The 15,151-nt window shown below is 61.5% G+C and carries 14 protein-coding genes; 3 read left to right on the plus strand and 11 right to left on the minus strand.

From position 1 onward, the window contains the following. Positions 1-13 precede the first annotated feature (13 nt). The 9 genes from Ga0080574_RS10035 to Ga0080574_RS10070 form a co-directional block, all read right to left on the minus strand. The gene (locus tag Ga0080574_RS10035) at positions 14-658 is read right to left on the minus strand and encodes a DUF8835 domain-containing pootine (RefSeq protein WP_076698167.1); all 645 of its coding nucleotides are present in this window, start codon (positions 656-658) and stop codon (positions 14-16) included. Further along, positions 651-1,067 (minus strand): hypothetical protein, encoded by a 417-nt coding sequence (locus Ga0080574_RS10040; protein ID WP_076698170.1) that lies wholly within the window; start codon positions 1,065-1,067, stop codon positions 651-653. Before Ga0080574_RS10040 ends, Ga0080574_RS10035 begins: the two co-directional genes overlap by 8 nt. Before the next feature lie 65 nt (positions 1,068-1,132). After that, positions 1,133-1,681: a hypothetical protein gene (locus Ga0080574_RS10045; RefSeq protein ID WP_076698172.1), complete on the minus strand. Its 549-nt coding sequence runs from the start codon at positions 1,679-1,681 to the stop codon at positions 1,133-1,135. 200 nt (positions 1,682-1,881) lie between these two features. Then, complete coding sequence (locus Ga0080574_RS25865; protein ID WP_020042524.1) at positions 1,882-2,046, minus strand: hypothetical protein; 165 nt, start codon at positions 2,044-2,046, stop codon at positions 1,882-1,884. 416 nt (positions 2,047-2,462) lie between these two features. Next, positions 2,463-2,768: a hypothetical protein gene (locus Ga0080574_RS10050; RefSeq protein ID WP_076698174.1), complete on the minus strand. Its 306-nt coding sequence runs from the start codon at positions 2,766-2,768 to the stop codon at positions 2,463-2,465. A 97-nt stretch (positions 2,769-2,865) separates the two neighbouring features. Continuing rightward, positions 2,866-4,992 (minus strand): ParB/RepB/Spo0J family partition protein, encoded by a 2,127-nt coding sequence (locus tag Ga0080574_RS10055; RefSeq protein WP_076698177.1) that lies wholly within the window; start codon positions 4,990-4,992, stop codon positions 2,866-2,868. Between the two features lie 116 nt (positions 4,993-5,108). Beyond that, entirely contained in the window at positions 5,109-5,597 is a 489-nt protein-coding gene (locus tag Ga0080574_RS10060) for a JAB domain-containing protein (RefSeq protein ID WP_076698180.1), read from the minus strand. A gap of 114 nt (positions 5,598-5,711) precedes the next feature. Further along, complete coding sequence (locus Ga0080574_RS10065) at positions 5,712-6,107, minus strand: DUF2958 domain-containing protein (protein ID WP_076698183.1); 396 nt, start codon at positions 6,105-6,107, stop codon at positions 5,712-5,714. Further along, positions 6,104-7,066, minus strand: coding sequence for an ArdC family protein (locus tag Ga0080574_RS10070; RefSeq protein WP_076698186.1), 963 nt, complete (start codon positions 7,064-7,066; stop codon positions 6,104-6,106). The genes Ga0080574_RS10065 and Ga0080574_RS10070 overlap by 4 nt, the downstream gene beginning before the upstream one ends. A gap of 266 nt (positions 7,067-7,332) precedes the next feature. On the opposite strand from Ga0080574_RS10070, the gene Ga0080574_RS10075 reads away from it, so the two are divergent. The 3 genes from Ga0080574_RS10075 (at position 7,333) to Ga0080574_RS10085 (ending at position 12,885) form a co-directional block, all read left to right on the plus strand. Next, a complete protein-coding gene (locus Ga0080574_RS10075) occupies positions 7,333-8,553 on the plus strand; it encodes an ATP-binding protein (protein WP_076698189.1) in 1,221 nt (406 codons plus the stop codon). A 62-nt stretch (positions 8,554-8,615) separates the two neighbouring features. Further along, the gene (locus tag Ga0080574_RS10080) at positions 8,616-9,398 is read left to right on the plus strand and encodes a HamA C-terminal domain-containing protein (protein WP_076698191.1); all 783 of its coding nucleotides are present in this window, start codon (positions 8,616-8,618) and stop codon (positions 9,396-9,398) included. Then, positions 9,385-12,885, plus strand: a complete 3,501-nt coding sequence (locus Ga0080574_RS10085) for a DEAD/DEAH box helicase (RefSeq protein ID WP_076698194.1) — start codon at positions 9,385-9,387, stop codon at positions 12,883-12,885. Before Ga0080574_RS10080 ends, Ga0080574_RS10085 begins: the two co-directional genes overlap by 14 nt. Before the next feature lie 25 nt (positions 12,886-12,910). On the opposite strand, the gene Ga0080574_RS10090 is transcribed toward Ga0080574_RS10085, so the two are convergent. Continuing rightward, on the minus strand, positions 12,911-13,864 hold the full coding sequence (locus Ga0080574_RS10090; protein ID WP_076698197.1) for a restriction endonuclease: 954 nt from the start codon (positions 13,862-13,864) through the stop codon (positions 12,911-12,913). After that, positions 13,861-15,129: a three-Cys-motif partner protein TcmP gene (locus Ga0080574_RS10095; RefSeq protein ID WP_076698200.1), complete on the minus strand. Its 1,269-nt coding sequence runs from the start codon at positions 15,127-15,129 to the stop codon at positions 13,861-13,863. The genes Ga0080574_RS10090 and Ga0080574_RS10095 overlap by 4 nt, the downstream gene beginning before the upstream one ends. Between the last annotated feature and the right edge of the window lie 22 nt (positions 15,130-15,151).

Consider the following 15,151-nt stretch of genomic DNA (forward strand, 5'->3'; position numbering starts at 1 on the left):
GCGCTTGTCAGGATCAGCCAAAGCGGCGTCCGGCCTCGGTGAAGGTATAGTCGTTGGCGATGATGGTCTCATCGACGACTTCATCCGAGGACAGATAGTCGTATTCGCGCTCGAGCTGGCGGTAGAGCCATCGAGCCAGATCACGCAGCGCCTCGACGAGCGTCTCCTCGGCATCGGCGGTCATGTCCTGCCTGGTCGGACTGTCTCGCTCCACCGAGATCGCCATGCAGTATTCGTGATAATAATGGCCGCGATGGGTGGCTTCGGCGCGAAGCTGGTGAAAATTGCGTCGCTGGACCGCCTGCAGGGCATCGGCGATGCGGTGCAGTTCGGTGTCCTTAGGCGCATATTCCCGGATCAGGCGCGGCGCGCCCTTGCGGTAGGCATAGAAAGTTTCGAAGCACGCGCCATCGCCCTGGCTCCAGAAGCCCCGGAACCAGATGCAGGGGTCTTGCCGTGTGCCGCCGCCCATCAACCGGACGGTTCGGGTCTTGAGGTTCAGCCCTAGGATTTCCGCGATGCGCTGGAAATCCTCATAGACCGCATCGTACCAGTCATAGTCGAAGCCGCCCTCACGATACCAGGCGCGGGCCTTGTCCCTGGCTGCATCGGAAAGCTCTTCGAGGCGATAGACAGTGTTCTCGATGACCTCACTCATAGGGATTGCCTCCCTCCAGAACGATGGCAAGCCAGCCATCGGTATTGATCCAGTCCACCGTCTCTCCGGTGGCGAGGTCGAGCACATGGGCGCCTCCACCGAACCCGTCCACACGCGGCTTCGAGCAGGTAGTGGCGTATTGCATCCCCCAAAGGCCGGTCAGCCCGAACTCCTTCGCGCAGCGTTTGACGAATTGGACGACATGCTCAGGATCGCCGGTGCCATCATCGCGCATCCAGAGCTGGGTTCCGCCATGCTCGGGTTGAATGGAAAGCTGAAACCCGTCCGAAGGCGGATCCCCAGCGGCATTCTCATCCGAGAGCGCATTGTAGAGATCGAGCGCACGGGCGGCCTGCTCGGGGGTGCCCACATCGAGCAGGCAGGAGAAATGGGTGAAATAGTCGGCCATAATGGTCTCCGGGGATGACATGGCCCGGAGTGACACCGGGCCGAATGGGATGGAAAGGGTGAAGCTCAGGCGGCCTGTGGCAGGCGGAGCAGATCGGCCGCGGTCTCGCGCCAGAAGGGATCAACCAACCGTGCCTCCAGCGCAGCGGCGCGGTAACGCAGCCGTCGCGCATCACCGGGCTCCGAGGCTAGGAATGCCATACCGCGCAGTCGGCTGGCCTCGGTCACAACCCTGCGTGCCTCGGCATCGGATGCGGCCGGCCGCTGCCAGAGGATAATGCCGGCGCGGATTGCGCCGGCGAGGACCAGGCGCTGATCGCGGTCCTGAATGAGCATGATGCACGGCTGGAAATACGGAAAGCTATTCGGCCCCGTGCAAATATCACCGCGCGACAGGCGCAAGGCTGCGGCCTGGATGGCCTGTTCCGGTGACGGGCATTCCCCAAGCGGGATCACGCGGTCAAAGCTATTCGCCGCGTCACTTGCGTCATAGCTGGCGACGCCGAGGCAAGAGATGCGCAGCGGCAGCTTTTGCGACCGATAAAGCGCGGACAGAACATCGTCCGCCAGAGTCTGGCCGATGGAACGGAAGGTTTCGGAACGGGTAAAGGTCATCGGGATCACTCCATGACGGGCGCCGGAGAGCCTCTCTCTCCAGCCCTCAACCCGTCACGGCCGAAAGGCCCGCACTCTTCCTCTCTGACCGGGCTTGTTCCCGGTTCCACTGCCGACGATGGGGGACCATCGTGAGGCACTGAAGGCCCGAAACGCGGGTCTCCGCGCTCGGGCCGTTTGGGGTGAGGCGCTTTCGCGCCTTACTCCCATGGATCCAGTTCCAGCTTCACCATGTCCTCATCGCCGTCGAATTCGTCGGCCGGCATGGCACCGTGGGTTCCGTCCCCGGCCTGGAACACGACGATTACGACCATCAGCGAGGTGGCGAGGCTGGCGGCGAAGGCGGTGGCATCTGCATAGGACATCGGGATTGGCTCCTGTCACTGGAGGCGGGGGACCATCCCCCGCGCGACAGGCGCCCGACGTGTCTGACCGGATCTGCACTCACCCTCGGGCGTTCGGACGTTTTCCGAAGCCCCGAGGGCGGCACGTATGCGTAAGCCGACCCCTCAGGGGTTGAATGTCAAAGAGACGGATCGGACCAAGGTTTGCGAATGGAAGCGGGGGTGGTTCTTCGCATCTGACAGGCGCCCGATCTCCCCATTGCAGATGCTTCGCCCGGCCAGCCTTGCCGCCGCGCTGGCATCAGGAGCGTGTTCGAGGACGGGGGCGGACACCGATGTCGAACATGATGACCGGCACCGTGGTGATGCTGGAACTGGAACCATGGAGGCCCATGACAGGAAGACGGTGGCGACTATCGTAAGACGTGGACGGGCCTTCAGTCCCAGAGTCCATCGGCAATCTCGGGGGCGATCATCGCGCGCGCTCTCATCATCACCTCATCGCCGCTGGTATCGATATGACCGTAGAACCGGACATGACCGCCGTTCGCGGTCCAGTCGGCGTAGCGGCAATATGCACGGGCTTCGAGACGGAAGGCGCGCATGTCGTCCGCCCAATGCGGCTTCGGCTCCACCACTACGGTGATGCCGTCGCAGGTTTCCTCCCAGGGCAGCGTGCGCTCCGAAGGCGGGTTGGCGCTGTCCTCGCGGAAGATCTGGTCAATATCGATAGGTGCGGACATCGGATTTCTCCAAAGGAAAAGCCCGGTCACGAGGACCGGGCGAGTTGCGGAAACGGAACGGATGAGACGGGGCAGCGGACGCCGCTCCGTCTGAGGATCATTCGGCAGCGACCACCGACTGCTCCTCGTCTTCCGTGGCGTCTTCATCCTCGCCGTCGCCGGCAAGGAACTCAGGCAGATCGTCCGCCTCGGTGTCGACATCGGCATCCACCGCGATATCGGCATCGCGGTCCACCATGCGCAGAGGCTCCGGCAGCCAGCCGGTTTCGGCCAGCAGGCGCTCGGCCTCCTTCGCCATATCCCCTTTCTTCAGATGGTCGATGAGTTGCGCCGCACGGTCGCCGGCGCCTTCACGCACCGCCTCGATGATCCGCGGCTTGGTCACGCGACCGAGATAGTTGCCGACGGTCGGCCGCCAACCCACGGCCAACATGTCGAGGCCCGTTGCCCGCGCCAGCCGGTCGGCCTGGGACAGGCGCACGTCGAGCCCGTGCTGGCTGACGCCCATACCGCCATAGGGGTTGGGCTTCTCGTGCAGGGCGTTGACGCCGAAACTGACGCAATGGGCGAGCAACTCCATCCGGGTGTCGTCGTCCTGATCGGCCAGCCAGTCCCAGAGCGCCGCATCGTCCGCCGGGATATGATCACCCCAGCGTTCGTGCCGCTCGGCGATGGCGCGCGCCGAGACGCTTTCGCCGAGGTCGTCGGCTTGCGCCGGGAAATGAACCTCCCGGACATGAGCCTCCAGGCAGCCCCTGGTGGAATGCGGCAGAAAGCAATCGGTGACCAACCGATGCAGCAGCGCCGTCATCGCGACATGTGGGTTCGCCGCCACGGCATCGCGAAGCGCCAGCGTGCGATGCGCGGTCAGCTCGCTGACGAGGCGATCGGGCAGAGGCCGGATGATCTCAAGCTCATCCTCCTCCTCGGGTTCTGCCGCCCTACCGCCCACCGTGATGACAGCGCGCTGCATACCAGCAGACTCGCCGCCCTCGGGAGAACAACCATCGGCACCCTCCCCTTCCTGACCTTCCACAGCCTCGTCGTCGGCACGGACATAGCCGCGCTCGACGGCGAGCTGGCCGTCATGGCAGATGCTGACAAAGACACCGGCGCGGGCCATCTGATCGGCGTCGTAGCGCATCGGTCGGGTCTCGAAGGCTTCCAGCGCCTCCTCGATCTCGCCGAGCCGCGCGTCCACCTCGTCGGGCAGTTCGTCGGCCTCGGCATATTGCGCCTCCAACGCGTCGAACTCGTCGCGGAGCTTTTCGCGCTCGGCGCGTTCCTCGTCGGTCAGGTCGACCGTGGTGCCGGCCATGCGACGCATGCCGCTGGTATGACCATAGGGGAAATCCACCGCGACCTCGATCCACTTCCAGCCTTCGGCGGCGATGGTCTCCGCTTCGGCCTTCAGCTTCTCGCCGGCCAGCCGGTCGAGCAGCACCGGGTCTTGAAGCCAGCCGCCATCGTCCTGCTGGAAGAGATCGCGCAGCACATAACCGCCCGCCGCCTCATAGGCCTCGATGCCGACGAAGAGCACCCGCTTGTCGGAAGCGCGCACCGTGGTCTCGGTCAGCATGCGCCGGATGGTATAGGGCTCCTTCTGCCAGCCATCCTTGATCGCCTCCCAGACCTGTTCCTGGCGGGCATGGTTGTCGGAGATTGTGAAGGCCATGAGCTGTTCCAGCGTCATGCCGTCCTCGGCATAGATCTCGAGCAGCGCCGGCGAGACCGAGACCAGGCGCAGACGCTGCTTCACCACCTTGGCGTCGACAAAAAAGGCGGCGGCGATTTCCTCCTCGCTCATGCCCTTCTCACGAAGGACCTGGAAGGCGCGAAACTGATCGAGCGGATGCAGCGGCGCGCGCTCGATATTCTCGGCCAGCGACACCTCGTCGATCAGGATATCGTCTCCGGCCTCCGAGACGACGCAGGGCACCGGCGCGGTCTTGTTGAGGCGCTTCTGCTTCACCAGCAATTCCAGCGCACGATAGCGGCGGCCGCCAGCCGGCACTTCGAAGAGGCCGGTTTCCTGCCCTTCGGCGTCGAGCTCGGGCCGGACATGCAGGGACTGGATCAGCCCGCGGCGGGCGATGGACTCGGCCAGTTCCTCGACCGAGATGCCGGCCTTCACCCGCCGGACGTTGGACTGGCTGAGCAGCAGCTTGTTGAAGGGGATGTCGCGCGAGGACGACAGGGTGATTTTCTGCGTGGCAGTGGCCATGTCAGGGTCTCCATGACGGACGCCGGGGAGCCTCTCTCTCCGGCAACCAGCCCGTCACGAAACCCCCACCCTCCTTTCCCTCTCGTGGCCGAGCCGCGGATGGACGCGCGGCCTCATCAGAGGTCGCCGCGGGCGCGCAGACTGGTCTCCCGGCCAGCCCCGGTGATGATGTGGTCGTGCAGCACTACCCCCAGAGACGCACAGGCGTTCCCGATTTCTTTCGTCATTGCGAGGTCGGCGGCCGAGGGCTCGGGATCACCGGCCGGATGATTGTGCACGATGATCAGCGCCGAGGCATTGAGCGCCAGGCAGCGCCGCAGCACCTCCCGGGGGTAGACCGGGACATGATCGACCGTGCCGATGGCGAGGCACTCGTCGGAGATCAGCCGGTTCCTCTGGTCGAGATAAAGGACATGGAAGCGCTCCACTTCGCCCCTGATGGTGAGCGCGCAATAGTCGAGCACCGCCTGCCAGGACGTCAGGACAGGGTTCTGATTGAGGTGGCGCAGCAGGAGCTGCCGGGCCTCGTAGACTACGGCCTGCTCCTGGGCGGAGAACCGGAGCGGCTGTGCTTCGATGGCGGATGTTCTCGTGCTTCGTGTCATGGTGCTGTTCTCCGACGGGCAGCCGGCCGGGCGCCGAACTTTCACCGCGTCACGAGGAGAAGCGCCGCCCTCTTCCAGCGAAGAGAGCGGCGCCGAAGCTGAAGAGCGTGGATCTCAGGAACGCCGGGGCTCCGCATCGGGACGTGTCCCGCCTGGCAGACGGCCCGAGCGATAAAGCAGCCGCTCAGCATCGCGAATGCTGCTGGCCTCGCGGGCGGCCTCGGCCCAGACCGAGATCGGGAAATCCCCCGTGAACAGCAGATCCCGCTCGATACCCATGCCGAAGGGCAGCCGAATGGAGCGCAGTTCGTTGAGGCTCCATGAGCCAAGTTCGGGGTAGCCAATATCGGCCAGGCCAAACATGATGTCGCAGTCCTCGTCGAGCTCGGTCGCGAGCCAGACACCGGCGCCGAAGGGATTGAAGAACTTCACGACCGGAATGTGATCCTGATCGCGATCGCGGCCATTCGCCAGCAAACGGTCACGCTGTGTGTCGGTCAGGAGGATCATGCCGCGGCCCTCCCTTCCGTCGGGGTCTGCCGCTCAACATCGGTGCTGTCGTCGGGCAGATGGGCCAGCAGCCAGTCGGCCGCCTTGCTGGCCTGCGAGGCGGCGCGGACGATCGCGCGGGAATCCTCGCGCATCACCTCCAGCCAGGAGCCGATGTAATCGGCGTGGCGCACAGTCGGGACGATCCCGAGCGAGGCGCAACAGAACGCGCTCGAAATCTCGGCGATCAGCTCCTCGAAGGCGTATTTCTTCGTACCGAAACCGCCCGAGAAGTCCCGCCCCAACCGTGAGGTATGGCCCGTTGCGTGCCCCATCTCGTGCAGGGCAGTCCGGTGCCAATTGATCGGCTCGAAATAAGCCTGCGGCGGCGGCACCTGCACGTAGTCCAGCGCGGGAACGTAATAGGCACGGTTCCCGCCGATCCGGAAATCGATGCCGGTCGCTTCAATCAATGCTTCGACCCGCGGTTCGATCATGCCGGGCGGCGGTGGCGGCGCCTCGACCGCGATGTCATCAGGCAGCCCCTCGCATTGCGCGGCATTGAACACGGTGAAGCGCTTGAGGAAAGGGATGCTGCCGGGTTCTTCGCCAGTTTCCTGCGCCCGCCGTTTCTCGTCCTCCGGCGTGAACCGGTCGGCATAGACGACTGTCGTCCCGCGCTCACCCTTGCGGACATTGCCTCCGAGTGACAGTGCCTGTCGAAACGTCAGCCAGTGCTGGGTTGGATAGCCCTGCTGGATCACGGCGCCCCAGAGGATCAGGACATTGATCCCGGAATATTGCCGACCCGTGCTGGCGTTGCGCGGCATGGCGAGCGGCGCCTGCACCGCCGCCGTCCCCCAGGGCTGGACCCAGGGCAGCCGGCCGTCCTCCAGCTCGGCGATGATCTTGTCGGTGATGTCGTCATAAAAGTTGGTGCGCGGGCCGCTTTTGCGGGCCGCGTGATGCTCACTGGTCATCGGGATGATCTCCGCGACGGGCGCCGGAGGCCTCTCCTCCAGCTCTCAACCCGTCACGGAAAACCCGCCCGCACTTTCACTCTCAGGGGGCGTTGCGGGGTCTCCCCGCTGATGGGGGTGTGTCGGTAACGCCAGTGCCGACCAGGGGGAAGACTTTCCCCTCCCATCCCCTTCCAGATCGCGACCTTCTTGGTTCCAATTAGCGACCCATTGACTCCCAATCAGCCGAGGCAGATAGTTCCAAATGTCGGAGACTAGAGGACGGGATGTTCAAGCGGTTTATAGAGCGCAGGGCGGAGGAAGCCCTTTCGGATACGCCCGTGGTTCTCATTGTAGGGCCACGGCGGGCTGGCAAAACCACGCTCGTCAAGAAGATGGGGGAAGCCGGCCGCACCTATATCACGCTGGACGACCAGACCGTGCTGGAGGCTGCGCGGTCCGATCCGGCCGGGTTCATCCGGGGACTGGATCGGGCCATCATCGACGAGATTCAACGCGCGCCCGACCTGCTGCTGGCGATCAAGAAGACGGTTGACGAGGACTATCGTCCGGGCCGATTTCTCCTCACGGGCTCAGCCAATGTGCTGACCTTGCCACGGGTCGCCGATAGTCTCGCCGGCCGCATGGAAACGCTCGAGATGCTGCCGCTGGCACGGGCCGAGATCGAGGGCAGGACGCCGACCTTTCTGGAGCGTCTCTTCGGGGGAAAGCTGCAAAAGCCAAGCAAAGCGATCGTTGGCGACGATCTCGTCCACTCCGTCCTGCTCGGCGGCTTTCCCGAGGCGATCGCCCGTGAGAGCGAGCGGCGCCGGCAGGACTGGGCGCGATCCTATCTCACCTCGGTTCTCACCCGCGATCTCAGGGACATCGCAGAGGTCGAGAAGCTGACCGAGCTCCCGAAATTCGTGCGGTTGCTGGCCGAGCATTCCAGCCAATTGGTCAACTATTCGCAATTCGGAGCCAGCATCAATGTCAGCCACAAGACGGGACAGCGCTACGTCGGGCTGCTCGAACAGGTCTTTCTGATCGCGACGCTGCAGCCCTGGTTCACCAACGCGCTGAAGCGCATCGTCAAGACACCGAAGCTACATTTCCTCGATTCCGGCCTGCTGGCGAGCACGCGGGGCCTGACCTTCGACAGGGTGAAGGCGGATCGCGGGACGTTCGGCGCCCTGCTGGAAAGCTTCGTGTTCTCGGAAGTGCTCAAGCTGACGACAGCCTCGGACCTGCGACTGACACCCTATCACTTCCGCGATCGCGACATGCGCGAGGTCGACATCGTGCTGGAGCGTGACGACGGCATGATCGCCGGCATCGAGGTGAAAGCGAGCGCCACGGTCAAGTCCGGCGATTTCGCTGGGCTGCGCGCCTTGGCCGAAGCCTGCGGAGACCGCTTTGCTTTTGGCACCGTGCTGTATGACAGCACGGATATTGTGCCATTTGGTGACCGACTGGCTGCGGCGCCATTGTCCTGTCTGTGGAGTTGAGCGGATGTGCAAAGATTGCCGACTGATCAACCTTCGCGATGCAATGATCGTGGGAGGCCTCCGTGAGCCTGTATGAGAGGTGGTGCGACGCCACGAGAGAAAAAGACAAACGCAAGTACTACTGGACCTATGTCGAGAAGCATGGTGGCCGCGATGAAATCCAGGGGGACTTGGCTGAAACGATCCGTTCGCATTACGACCGACTGGAACGCATTGCGGAGGACGTGGACCGGCTCGGATACAAGGTCGCCGCCGAGATCCTCAGCGAGGCGATGCCTCAGACGTCCAAGGGTCGTTCGGGCGATCTCGGCGAAATTCTCGCGACTGAGCTCGTCGAGGAGGAGATTGGCCTGCGTGTCCCTGTGCGTCGTCTCCGCTACAAGGACGGGCGCAACATGGCCATGCGCGGAGATGATTTCATCGGTGCCGGGTATGACAGTAAAGGCGAGAAGCTCTGGCTCCTGAAAGGCGAAGCCAAAAGCAACAAGGTGCTCGGTAAGGCCACGGTCACGAGCGCACGCAAGGTGCTCAACCGCGATAGCGGTCGGTGTACGCCGGACTCGCTGCTGTTCGTTGCAAACCGCCTGCTGGAAAGCAACGACCCGGACGACAACGCACTGGGCCGCAGCCTTCGCGACGAGGTGGGCCTGAAGTCTCTCCGGGCGGATCGCATCGATCACATGCTTTTCACTATATCGGGCAACGGTCCACACGCTTCGTTGAAACAGGATCTCGAGGCGACCGGCACCAATCGAGACCATTATGTCGTGAACATACACGTCAAAGACCACCAGGACTTCATCGCGGCCATGTACCAGGAGGCGGAAGATCTTGGAGACGATTGACGAGCTGACAACTTTCCTGACGGATGCGACCGTCGATGGCATCCTCGGACGCCTGCTATATCGCGGCGCGGCATGGTCGCTGATGCGCGAAAACGGTGTACTGCCGCCGAATGCGCCGCCGCTCGGCGCGACGATCGAAACGGATCTTGCGGAACACGGCTTTGCTTTGCTTCGGGGCGCAATGGCGCTTCGTGCTCAGGCCGGCACCTCGGACCTGACCAGCAAGGCGTTCGAGCGCTCCGCCAATGCCTTCGAAGCTCTTGTTCGCAATGGTGATCCGGAATCGCATGATCGAGGCTTCCGCCGCACCATCGCTACCGCAGCCTATCATCTCGCCGGATTTTCAGCCGTTGCCTATTCGCTCTTCAACGAGACCGCGGGCGACCTCAACACCTCACCCGGCGAAACAGCGATCCAACATCTGATCCTGCGCGATCTCGGCCAATTGCGCGGCTTCGTTCGCGATTGGCTGGACAACGACGATCACAACGATGAGCAGATCGCGGAGGTTCTGCGGGGTGAAGAGCCCGATGTCGATGAAGCTCTGTCGACCATCCTCAACACGACGATCTGCCGGGCGCTGGCGTATTTTGATTTCGCGCTTGAGACGGGCGAAACCGAGCCGATCGAGACAGCAAGGGCATTGCTCGACGTCGCGGTCAGTCTTGCAGACAATGCGGAGAATGTCCCCCTGTGGTGGATCTCGAACCTATGTCGTCACCTTATCGATGACCTGTGGCAGCATTCCCTGCACGAAAATCTGCCGACCGAGCCACCGGAAGGAACGGAGGAAAAATACCCGGACCTGCGCAGGCTATTCATCTCATCGCTCTATGCTCGCAAAACTTCCGAGGTGGAGTTGTGGCCATCGCAGCGCGAAGCAGCCCGGCGCTCCACCGACGTCACGGACGATCTGGTTGTCGCCTTACCAACCAGCGCAGGTAAAACGCGAGTGGCCGAGATTGCAGCGTTGATGACCCTTTCGTCGGCGCGCCGGGTACTGATTGTCACGCCGCTGCGCGCGCTGTCCGCACAAACCGAGCGATCCTTCAGAAAAACCTTCGCGCCTCTCGGCTTCAGCGTCTCCTCACTTTACGGTGCCAGCGGCCTTTCGGCAGGCGATGAAGACGCATTGCGCACTCGCGAAATCATCATCGCGACACCTGAGAAGCTCGACTTCGCACTGCGAAGCGACCCATCTCTGATAGACGATGTCGGTCTCATCGTCCTCGACGAAGGCCACATGATTGGTCCGAGCGAGCGTGAAATCCGTTATGAGACGCTGGTCCAACGCCTGCTTCGGCGCACGGACGCGGAGAGCCGTAGGATTGTCTGTCTGTCCGCCATCCTGCCCAGCGGCGAAGAGCTAGACGATCTTACGGCATGGATACGCTCCGACGAACCCGGCGCGCCGGTGCTCTCAGACTGGCGTCCGACCCGACAACGATTTGGCACGCTCACTTGGCGGGGCCAAGACGCATTGCTTCGCCTCGATCTGAATCGCAATGGTCCGTTCATCGATAAATTTGTCGTGCAGAAACCGGCTAGAGGCAAAGAAAAATTACCCTACCCACGCAAGACGTCGCATCTCACCTTGTTCGCTGCATGGGAGTTCGCCGGCCAAGGAAAGAGGACGCTGATCTTTTCAACCCAAGCCAATTGGGTCGAAGGCTTCGGCAAACAAGTCGTGGACCTCTGCAAGCGTGGATATTTGGGCTCACTGCTGGAGGATGAGGCACCGATTGCCCGCGCTCTTGAGGTCGGCAAGGAGTGGTTGGGAGAAGACCACCCCGCCGTTGCCAGTCTGAAGGTAGGCGTCGCGATCCATCACGGTCGGCTTCCGAGCCCATTCCTGCGCGAATTGGAAACGCTGCTGTCCGAGGGCGTCTTGAAGGTCATCGTTGCATCGCCGACGCTCTCCCAAGGCCTCAATCTCAACGCTGCAGTTATGCTGGTGCCGTATCTGGTCCGCAGAGGCGAGAAGATCAAAGGCGAGGAGTTCGCAAATGTCGCCGGGCGAGCCGGCCGCGCTTTCGTGGACGTCGAAGGCCTCATCGTTCACGTGATGTTCGACAAGATCAGATGGCGAGAAAGAGAGTGGCGTGAGTTGGTTGCCTCCGCCAAGGCCCGCACACTGAAGAGCGGCCTCATCCAAATCGTCGCAGAGATCCTTGAGCGCCTGGCTCGTGAAGGCGTTCTGGAGCGCGATGACGCATGGGAATATCTCGCCAACGCCCGCGAAGCCTGGAGATCGCCAGCGGAGGAAGCCGCAGTCGCCGAGCGCTTGGCAGCCGGCGCGGAATATGACGCAGATGGCGGTGAAGATGAAGGCGGTGATGACGAGGGGGAGACCATCGACGAGGAACCGCTTTCGCAAATCGTTGAACGCCTCGATGCGACTGTTTTCGGATTGATCGAAGCGCTGGACGCCGACCGGGCGGATCTGCCAACGCTCTTGGACGAGGCGCTCAAAGGGTCGCTCTGGGCCCGCCAGATAGCCCGAGAGGACGAGGACATCGCGCCATTGCACAAGAAGGTGTTCGAGGCGCGCGCTGAACTCATATGGAAGTCCACTACAACGGATGCGCGGCGTGGACATTTCGCGATGGGTGTCGGGCTCGAGGCTGGGCTCGCCATTGATGCCATGGCAGACGAATTGGCCGATCTCCTCGATCAAGCCGACGCTGCTGCGCTGAGTGGCGATGTCGACGAACTTGTCGACGCCCTCTGTGGTCTCGGGGAACGCTTGTTGTTCATGCGGCCTTTCATTCCCGACAAGACGAACGCGCTACCGGGCAATTGGAAGGACATCCTGCGCCGTTGGGTGTCTGGCGACGATGTCGCCAATATTGGGCCTCAGAATATGCGGGCTGTCGAAGAGGCCTTCACCTATCGTTTGGTCTGGGCCTTGGAAGCTGTTCGTACCCGCCGCATGTCCCTCGGCTGGTCTCCAGAAACAGTGGTGGGGGGCGCCGCAGCAGCGGTCGAAACCGGCGTTCCACAATTCATGATGTCGATGCTGATCCGCGCGGGCCTTCCATCACGGCGCGCAGCCATGGCGGCAATCGAGGATGCCGAGCCAGCCTTCGTCACGCCCGCGGAGATGAGGGCCTGGCTCGAATCCGACGAGATCACAGCTTACACCGATGCTGGTGATTGGCCGACCCCCGACACGGCAGCGCTATGGGCGCGGTTCCGAACGGAGGCCCTGAGTGGCGGCATTCAGAAATGGTCGGTCGAACACTACAAGCGCCTGCTCGACACCGCGACCGCCCCACCTGCCGGCCTCTATCGGATTGTCACAGACGATGGAGATGGGCGGACCTGGATGGCGACGCCTGACTATCAGCGGGTGGCGGCATTCAAGAAATCGGCACTTGATCCGAAGCCCAGCCTGTTCTCGGGGCGGCTGCCGGGCAATACTAGGTTGGTGGAAGCGTTGCGCGTCGGCCGTGGGAAACTGCGCTGGCCACGGGCCAACACGTAGAGGAGAACCTACGAGATAATTTCCGCTATTTTTCGTTGGAAGGCTGAAAATATCCTGCTCTTAGGTCACTAATACTTTCAGAGTGCTTAGGCAGCTGCAAGGAGATGCGCTGATTCTTTCCCATCCGCCGCTGCGAAGAAAATTCTACGCGCTGGATGGCATCGATATCGCCGGATGAATACTCGACCCTGTTGGCCTCATCGAAAGGAATGTGTTCTGCCTCTACCCAGAGAGCAACGGTGAGTATCACGTCTCCCAACCGAACGGGTCCGTCGGGAGTCGTGACGGTCACCTCGCCGGGATAGGGAAAGCACACCGTTCGGAAAACGGGTGACTGGGCCCTTTCTATGCCTTCAAACGGATCAGTTGCCTCCTGAAGCTGGAGCCAAAGATCGTTCAAAGACCAGGCCGCGCCGGTCTCCTCGTTACGAAAGATGGATGCGAAAGGGTCCGTGTCCTCGGGTAGCGTACAGTCAACATCCGACGGCTCTGGCATCTTCCAATCGAGCGAGTGAAATTTTCGAATACCGACTCGTGTGATGGCGCACGCTTTGTGCCAGAAGAGCACGAAGTCTACCTGCAGCAATGAATTGACATCCTCAATCCCGATTTCCGAGAGCTTTCGAAGAGAAACACCACTTTGCTCGGCGACCTTCTGGGCACTGTCGGTAAAGCCTGACGCACTAACCGCGATTGTACGATCTGCACCAATCGCCTTTTTCTTTGCGGCCAGTTGCTCGATCCAGGTGACATCCTGAATTGCAGTCCTTCGCCGACACTCGATCGTCAAAAGGACTCCGGCGGAGCCAATCCGCGTACGGATACTTGCATCGACCTCTCGCAGCTGACCTGTAATCTTGCATCTGATACGATCAGGAGAGGTAACAGTCACATTTCCGGGGTCTGCATCAGCCTCTATTCGCGCAACCAGACGCTCGAATTCACGCCATTCAGGATCTTGGCCTTCGCTGGCGCTCATCTTTTGCGACGCTTTCCGTCCGCACCGGCATCGAAGAACATCGGGAAGAAGCTGCGCTGTGTCTTCACCTTGATGACGTCATTGATCCCAATCGTGTTTGCTTTCCGTCGCTCACCGCCTGCAGGTGTAATGACTTCAAGATCCGGGTTCTCGATAATCGCCGTATGAATGTCATCGGCGTGAGCGGGTGTGACGTTGTAGATGCTCTCGTAGAAATCCATGACGGGCATCGCATCACCAGTCTCAGTCACAAGACGCGGAATATCTCCCAGGAGTTGGCTCTTCGCGGACGCCCGGGCATCACTGTCGAACAGATAGAGCATGCCTTCGTCATGCCGCGGATCATAAGACAGCATGTTGAGGCCGGACCGACCGAAATGTGCCTGCATCGTTGCATTGTCATGCAGGATGTTGTTGTAGACCTGCCGCGCACGGCAAGCGTTGGCGAAGTGAATGAGCCAATACCGCCAGCCACCAGGGTTATTAATCGAGAACGGGCTTACATAGGGAGCGCATCTCCGGAAGACGTCAAAAACGATTTTTTCAGCCGTGCCGAGCCAGTCATTCTTGCTCATGACCCCGTTCAGTTCACCAATATCGGCGGTCTTGAGCCCAAGATAGTCCAGTCGGGCAGTGAGTTGATCTGGTTGGTCCTTTTTCAAAAAGGCCAACAGAGAACTGATCATGAACGTGTAGAAGATCTCAGCCGCTGGATAGGTCCGCATGATGTCGACGATCGTGTCACGCTCGACGTGGCTATCCCCGCACTGGTCTAAGTTGAACAATACGCTTCGATAACGGCCCTGCTCCAGCAACGCCCTGGTTTTCGGGTAAGCTTTCTCGAAGAACTCATTCAGGTACTCCACGCGAAGATGCAGCTTCGGGCATGTTTCCGCGATATCTGCCTGCAGTGGCGCGACATGGGTCTTCAATAGTTCGATCGCATCCCGGCTGGCATCATTAAAAATGAGAAGACACTCGACCTCAATAGCGCCCAAACCTTGCGCCACCCGCTGTGTGTTGACCGCTTCAGTCGCGCGCCTGAGTTCTTCAATGAAAATCAGCGGGGACCCGGGCGTTCCGCACTGGTAACGCCCCCCACCAGCAAAACCATCGACTATTGCAAGCCTGAAACGTTCCTGTTGGGGTAATTTGCAGCGAACGGTAAGATAATCAAAGACGTACTCACGAAGAATCTTGTGTTTGCGCCGCGAATGCTCTTCGAGCTTCGCACCATCTGCCCATTCGTATCTTTTTTCGACCATGTTGCCTCCCCGCCTATCTCTA

Origin of the sequence: Salipiger abyssi, from assembly GCF_001975705.1 — a bacterium.
GTDB classification, from domain to species: Bacteria; Pseudomonadota; Alphaproteobacteria; order Rhodobacterales; family Rhodobacteraceae; genus Salipiger; species Salipiger abyssi.